Origin of the sequence: Vibrio fujianensis, assembly GCF_002749895.1 — a bacterium.
GTDB classification, from domain to species: domain Bacteria; phylum Pseudomonadota; class Gammaproteobacteria; order Enterobacterales; family Vibrionaceae; genus Vibrio; species Vibrio fujianensis.
This window is the reverse complement of sequence record NZ_NBUS01000054.1, coordinates 373416-380468: the sequence shown is the minus strand read 5'-3', so window position 1 is coordinate 380468 and position 7053 is coordinate 373416. Positions and strand designations below refer to the sequence as shown.

At 44.1% G+C, this 7053-nt stretch carries 8 protein-coding genes; 5 read left to right on the top strand and 3 right to left on the bottom strand.

Annotated features, from left to right (window positions below; genetic code table 11):
• Both B7C60_RS19590 and B7C60_RS14800 read left to right on the top strand, forming a co-directional pair.
• A partial coding sequence (locus B7C60_RS19590; RefSeq protein WP_483887767.1) for a DUF7840 domain-containing protein occupies positions 1 to 1066 on the top strand: 1066 nt, incomplete at its 5' end.
• 239 nt (positions 1067 to 1305) lie between these two features.
• The gene (locus B7C60_RS14800) at positions 1306 to 3669 is read left to right on the top strand and encodes a DNA polymerase II (protein ID WP_099612321.1); all 2364 of its coding nucleotides are present in this window, start codon (positions 1306 to 1308) and stop codon (positions 3667 to 3669) included.
• Positions 3670 to 3680: 11 nt separating this feature from the next.
• Here B7C60_RS14800 and B7C60_RS14795 read toward each other — a convergent pair whose 3' ends face one another.
• Positions 3681 to 4448 (bottom strand): nucleotidyltransferase domain-containing protein, encoded by a 768-nt coding sequence (locus B7C60_RS14795; protein WP_099612320.1) that lies wholly within the window; start codon positions 4446 to 4448, stop codon positions 3681 to 3683.
• Positions 4449 to 4628: 180 nt separating this feature from the next.
• Between B7C60_RS14795 and yeiP the strand changes: the two genes are divergently transcribed.
• Positions 4629 to 5195, top strand: coding sequence for an elongation factor P-like protein YeiP (yeiP, locus tag B7C60_RS14790; protein WP_099612319.1), 567 nt, complete (start codon positions 4629 to 4631; stop codon positions 5193 to 5195).
• A 2-nt stretch (positions 5196 to 5197) separates the two neighbouring features.
• Positions 5198 to 5518, top strand: a complete 321-nt coding sequence (locus tag B7C60_RS14785; protein ID WP_099612318.1) for an HI1450 family dsDNA-mimic protein — start codon at positions 5198 to 5200, stop codon at positions 5516 to 5518.
• A 104-nt stretch (positions 5519 to 5622) separates the two neighbouring features.
• Here B7C60_RS14785 and yqfB read toward each other — a convergent pair whose 3' ends face one another.
• Positions 5623 to 5922 (bottom strand): N(4)-acetylcytidine aminohydrolase, encoded by a 300-nt coding sequence (yqfB, locus tag B7C60_RS14780; RefSeq protein ID WP_212752244.1) that lies wholly within the window; start codon positions 5920 to 5922, stop codon positions 5623 to 5625.
• 223 nt (positions 5923 to 6145) lie between these two features.
• Here yqfB and B7C60_RS14775 point away from each other — a divergent pair, with 223 nt between their 5' ends.
• Entirely contained in the window at positions 6146 to 6871 is a 726-nt protein-coding gene (locus B7C60_RS14775) for a DUF3581 domain-containing protein (protein ID WP_425445522.1), read from the top strand.
• Between the two features lie 37 nt (positions 6872 to 6908).
• On the opposite strand, the gene B7C60_RS20105 is transcribed toward B7C60_RS14775, so the two are convergent.
• On the bottom strand, positions 6909 to 7053 hold a 145-nt coding region (locus tag B7C60_RS20105; RefSeq protein WP_425445521.1), incomplete at its 5' end, for a methyltransferase family protein.

Genomic DNA, 7053 nt, shown 5'->3' with positions numbered 1-7053 from the left:
ACAATTGGCCCGTGATGACTTACAATTAGTCGCAGATTTTCCACTACAAGCCATCCCTTCAGATACTGTCGGTGCATTAGCGAAACAAGGACTTATTACCACACCACGTTATAGAGAGTCTTTTGGCACGCGTTTAATGCATCAATCACAACAAGTCTCTCCAGAGCTTTTTCAAGCCGCAAAACTGGCGACCCAAGGTCAATTTCCCGATCCTAACCAGTTTAACGATCAGGAATTGGCCACCATTTATGAATTTGCCTATGAATGGCTCAATTTTCAATTGTATGATCAAGGCTTGGAACGCGATCCAACGGCGCAGCGACTGACCAAATTGTTACGACTGCGTAGCCAAATCAACGCCCCATCACCTTTTGAGCCCGTCCCGATACCGGCTTTTTCTCCTGAACAAGGGCATGGTTCGGCACGACTCGGCATTGGTGGCCAATATTGGCACCATACACCATCAGCGTTGAATCTTGAGTGGCGCGCCGCCTATCACGACTTATTCGATGCTCAACAAGGCTTTATTCCTGGCGCGCAAATTAGCTTTTTGGATCTGCAATTAAGCCAAGACCAAAATAGCACCACTCGTTTAGAAAAGTTGTATCTGCTTGATGCCATGACGGTAGCGCCAAATCACAATCTATTCTCTAGTGCATCATGGAATATGCGAATTGGCTTTGACCGTCAGCCGAGTCAACAACAACGTCAAGGACGATGGTTTTTGCAAGGTGGTTATGGACAAGCGTGGGGCGATCCTAACCGTCTGCATGGCTATGGATTAGCATCATTGGCATTCAATCATGGTTCGCTGACCGATTATCGTTTCACGACTGGTGCGGGAATTGAGGCTGGCCTACTCTGGCAAGCAGCAGATAAGCACCGTTTAGGGCTACAAGGACAATACTTAGCTTTATTTAACAGTCATGCTGATCATCATAGCCAGCTTAATTTGACTTGGAACTGGAGCCTTGCTCGCCATTGGGCACTGCGCAGTGAAGTTCGCTATCAGCATTGGCAACAAGAAGAAATGAGTGCAAAAGTCACTGGTTATTTTTATTACTAAGTGCCAAAAGTAAATCGCAGTGACCCATTATAATCATGTTCACTTTAGTTTATAAATATCATGAAATTGGTAAGGTTCACTGCCAGACCGACCTCAACGCGTCCTGACGCGAATAGCAGAAGATGATATTATCTTCTGCTATTTTTTAGGTATCCCCAAACGACTTGCTGTAGCAGGTAGACGACTAGCAGCAAAGGAAGATATTTTCTGCCTAAATACTGCCATCAATAAGGTTGACTGTGACTCTCGAATCAGGTTTTGTTCTCACCCGCCAAGCAAAAGATATCAATGGTAAAAGTCACATTGAGTTGTGGCTGGCGACAGATCAAGGGCCAACACAGTTGATTATCGAGGGCGAACAAGCGGTGTTCTTTATCGAACAAACGCAGATTCAAGCTTGCCAAGCCATCGCCAAACAACAGCAAATAGCCGTTGATGTTCGGCCTCTTGAGCTTAAAGACTTTAACCAACAGTCACTGGCAGGTTGTTATTTTGCCAGCCATTATCAAGCATCCAAACTGGCTCAAGCGCTCCACCAAGCAAATATCATCACTTTAGAAGCCGATATTAAACTGGCGGATCGCTATTTAATGGAGCGATTCATTCAAGGCAGCCTTGAGTTTACCGGCACCATAACCCACTACGGCGACTATCGCCAAGTCCGTCAAGCAAAATGCCGACAAGCGGACTATTTACCACAACTCCATGTGGTTTCATTAGATATTGAATGCTCAGAGAAAGGCTTACTCTACTCCATCGGTTTACATAGCCCCATCGACAGCCGCGTGATCATGGTCGGCCAGCCACAGTCCGCTGAAACCACTATCGAATGGGTCAGCGATGAATATCACTTACTGAGTGCTTTAGTCGATTGGTTTCAACGCTTTGATCCGGACGTGATCATTGGCTGGAATGTGATTGATTTTGACTTTCGCTTACTGCATAAGCGGGCCGAATGGCATAAATTAAAGCTCAAACTTGGCCGAGCTAAGCAGGCCAGTTATTTTCGATCAGTTGCGCAAACGAACCAAGGCTTTATTACCATTCCCGGACGCGTAGTACTGGATGGAATCGATACCTTAAAAACCGCCACCTATCAGTTTCGCTCTTGGTCTTTAGAGGCCGTGTCCCGTCAACTGTTAGGAGAAGGAAAAGCCATTACTCAGCCGCACGATAGAATGGAAGAAATCAATCGCCTTTACCGACAAGATAAACCTCAGCTCGCCCATTATAATCTGCAAGATTGCATTTTAGTCGAGAAGATTTTCCAACACACTCATTTACTAGACTTTGTTATTCAACGCTCTCGATTAACCGGATTAGAGTTAGATAGAATTGGCGGTTCAGTCGCCGCTTTTACGAATCTCTATCTGCCTCAACTACACCGTGCTGGGTATGTTGCGCCCAACCTGCACTCCGAAAACTGGATTGCCAGTCCAGGTGGTTATGTCATGGACTCTCGCCCTGGCTTGTATGACTCAGTCCTACTACTTGATTTTAAAAGCCTTTATCCCTCAATTATCCGCTCGTTTTTAATTGACCCTTTAGGGCTGATTGAAGGTCTACCACTTGAGATCGGCAATAAACCACATCAATCGGTCGCTGGATTTCGTGGCGGCCAGTTTCATCGTCAACGCCATTTTTTGCCGGCCATGATCGAAGCACTGTGGGCCGCTCGGGATATTGCTAAGCAAAACAACGAGCCCGCCTTTTCGCAAGCGATCAAAATTATTATGAACTCCTTTTATGGCGTACTTGGATCATCTGGCTGCCGGTTTTTTGATACTCGTCTGGCTTCAAGTATTACCATGCGCGGCCACGAAATCATGAAGCAGACCAAAACCTTAATTGAGGCGCAAGGTTATCAGGTCATTTATGGTGATACCGATTCAACCTTTATTTCATTAGGTGGCGCATTTAGCCAAACACAAGCTGACAAAATCGGACGTGACTTGGTCTGGCACATTAACCAGTGGTGGGCAACCCATCTTCAGCAAGCCTACGGATTAAGTTCTTTTTTAGAGCTGGAGTATGAAACTCACTACCGCAAGTTTTTAATGCCGACCATTCGTGGCTCAGAAACGGGGTCGAAAAAGCGCTACGCTGGCCTGATTGGTGAGCCCGGTGCGGAAAAAATGGTGTTTAAAGGCTTAGAGAGCGCCCGCAGTGATTGGACGCCTCTTGCCCAACGTTTTCAGTCTGAACTGTATTGGATGATATTTCACGATCAGCAGCCCGATGAATATATTCGCACGACCGTTGAGCAAACGTTAGCTGGAGAGTTTGATCAGCAGCTAACCTACCAAAAGCGCCTGCGACGCAAGCTGCACGAGTACCAAAAAAACGTGCCGCCTCAAGTACGCGCCGCTCGCCTAGCAGATGAAATCAATGCGCGTTTAGGTAGAGCTTTACAATATCAAAACAAAGGCACGATTGAATACTGCATGACACTTAATGGCCCGGAACCTAAACAGTACTTATCGAGCCCTATCGATTATCAGCATTACATTGATAAACAACTCAAACCCGTTGCCGATGCGATTTTGCCTTTTATTAACCGTCAGTTTGAGCAAATTATCGCGCCGCAACTCGGGTTATTTTAACTCCGAGAACATTAACCTATCTTAAATTCAGTCTTTTGGTATTGCTTAACTAACCAAGGGCCAAAGCTATCTAATAAACCGATCACCGAACGCTTGGCGATCACTCGCCCTTTCAGTAGAATCTTTAAACGGTCAATCTCGGTTTGTTTCTCTGGGTAATAACGTAAAAACTGCTCGCCACACTGCCGTGGATCATCAAACCAATTTTTGTCTTGATACATCACCAATGAATAACTGGCGCGCAGTAGTTTTTTAGCAATAATCTGTTGTGCTTGGACTTGCTGATCATCACGCTTCGCTTTGACAATACTCTCACGATAGAACAATAACCAATCTTCAACATCCATATTCCAATGTTTAGCAATTTCCCAACTCGGTTCATAATCACCAAAACATTCCGCAAGGTTATCGCCATAAATACAAACGCTACAGTGGCGTAACAAGAAACCCCAAGAGAATAGGCTGTCTAAACTTGCTACCTCTTTTACTTCCGCAGTTTTAAAACTGACATCAGTGATAAACGCAAAGCGTTTTTGAAAACGCCAGCGAATGGTATTAATTAACGCTGTTCGAGTCTCTTCAATCGAACCATAAGTCACCACAATCACATCCAAGTTAGAATGATGAGGACGGGCGGTTTTGCGTGCCACGCTACCATACAAATACACACTATGTAATTGTTTGCCTAATCCGGCACGTAATAAAGCGAGTAACTCTTTAATCGCGGGTTGATAAGCGGTTTGAAAAAGTTGTTGGGGGTCGATAGGCGACAAGGTCATGCCGGAAAATAACTCTATAAGCTCAACATAAGGTTATGATCTCTTATGCGTTAGCTTGAAGCAATAGTCAAAACATGACTAAACCGATTTGATTAGGCTTGTTAATCGTAGTGCAAGTATTTCTTTTCTAGTGAAGCTTTAGTTATAATGCGCCGAAATCAAGCACAAAGGGTATTTTCCATGCCAAAAGCAAGTGAACTAAAAAAAGGTTTTGCCATTATTTCTAACGGCAAGACATTGTTAATCAAAGATATTGAAGTGACGACTCCCGGTGGTCGAGGCGGTTCTAAAATCTATAAACTGCGTTGCACAGACTTAACCACGGGGGCTCGTGTTGACGAGCGTTATAAATCTGACGATTTTCTTGATACGGTAGAGATGAACAAACGCAACGTTTCTTTCTCTTATGTCGATGGTGATGATTATATCTTTATGGATAATGAAGATTATTCACAGTTCACCTTCAAAAAAGCGGATATTGAAGATGAACTGCTGTTTATCACTGAAGAAATTCAGGGTCTGCAAGTGGTCTTGGTTGATGGTGCTCCCGTTGCGATTGAACTGCCTTCTTCGGTAGAGATGGTCATTGAGGAAACCGATCCTTCCATTAAAGGAGCATCGGCATCTTCACGAACCAAACCGGCTCGCTTTGCGACAGGCCTCGTTATCCAAGTACCTGAATATATTGCAACCGGTGATCGTGTTGTTATTAATACGGCAGAACGCAAATTTATGAACCGAGCATAATCATGGCTGAATTGCTCAGTTACGATGAAGCCATCGACACCGCTTACGACATTTTTTTAGAAATGGCGGAAGATAATCTTGAACCCGCTGATGTGCTACTTTTCGTCGCTCAATTTGATGAACGTGGCGCAGCTGAAGTGGTTGATATTAGTGATGATTGGGATGCGGAAGTTGGCTTTAGCGTCGATAAAGAGCGCTATGCTGAAATACGAATTGGCTTAGTGAACGAAACCAATGACGTATTAGATGATGTTTTTGCGAGCTTATTGCTAAGCCGCGATCCCACGCATAAATCTTGCCATATTCGCTGGAAACGTGACTAACGTTAGTCATGTCAACCTAACCGTCAAAATGCCAACTTATCACGAGCTGGCATTTTTTATGCGGTGACCAAACCACTTGACGTGACAGGTAACAAAAAGAGTCGTTATTCTACTAACTGATAATGAATCACATACAGTTGCTTTATTCCTGGGTAAATATCGCTGATCACCTGTTTCAACTCCGTTAGCGTCATATTTTCCTGCTGAGCATGAAACTCATTTAAGTCATCAAACTGGATGGGTTCAACATTAATGATTTTTAAGCGACAAAACCAACGGCCTTCCTCTAAGGTACTGACTTCAACAATGGAATTGGGTTGATAATTTTTCTCACTTTCATCACGGATGGTAATCACTTTTTTCCCTGCTAGAATATCGCTTTCAAAACGTGAGAAAAAGGTCATTTGAGTGGGAATGGTCGCTGATGGCGTTAACATATTTTACTATCCAATAAGGCAATGGCTAAATTAATGGCCGATTAAGTGTCAGGAATAGACCTCGATTTTACACTAACCAAGCGTTAATTCACTCGATTTAGTTTCCCCAGCGACACCAGTTAACACTGATTGGACCATTAAAACTTTTCTTGGGGCTATAATCGGTAACAGTTTTTATCGACAAGTATTCATTATGCTCAAACCTTATTTTTCATCGACTGAACATCAGTTCCAATTTACTCGTCAACAAGCCAGCCACTTTGCAAAAAAAGTTGCCGGTGATTTTAATCCGATCCATGACGAAGATAGCAAGCGTTTCTGCGTACCAGGCGATCTGTTGTTTGCCGTGTTATTGAAAAAAACGGGCATCAGCCAAAAAATGCGCTTTAACTTCTCAGGAATGGTCAGCGATGGCGTTGCGCTGCATGTCGAAAGTCAATCTAGCCAAATGAGTGCATTGGTCGATCAATCGGGTAAAGAGTATCTATTGATGCAACGCGATGGTGATGTGTGCCATGACCCAATATTTATTGAGCATGTGATTCAAAACTATGTGCAGTTTTCTGGGATGAACTTTCCACATATTCTGGTACCGCTCATGGAGCAGCAACAAGTGATGATCAACTGCCAGCGGCCACTGGTCATTTATGAAAGTATGGAAGTGGAATTTGAGCGGCTGGATCTAAGCCAACCGGAAGTGGAGTTTAGCGGTGCCACCTTTGATGTGAATGCTAAACGAGGCGTCGTCACCTTGAACTTCACCTTTAATGATCAAGGCCAATTAGTCGGTAAAGGCACGAAACGGATGGTGGCTAGTGGGCTCAAACCTTATGTTCAATCAGATATCGATGATCTCGTTCAGCGTTTTAATGATCGTAAACAGCAGTTTTTGGCTGGATTAGCGCAAGCGGCGTAAACCACTCTGCTCCACCGACTTCGGTGGAGCAATCTAATTATATCCAACGCCTAACCCGTGATTTATAATTCGTGTATGCTGTGCCAAATACCCGTTCTAACACCCGTTCTTCAGGCTGAATTTGAAAACGATTCATATAAAGCACAAAACATATCACAACAAAACCGCCCCCCCAGTTTTGA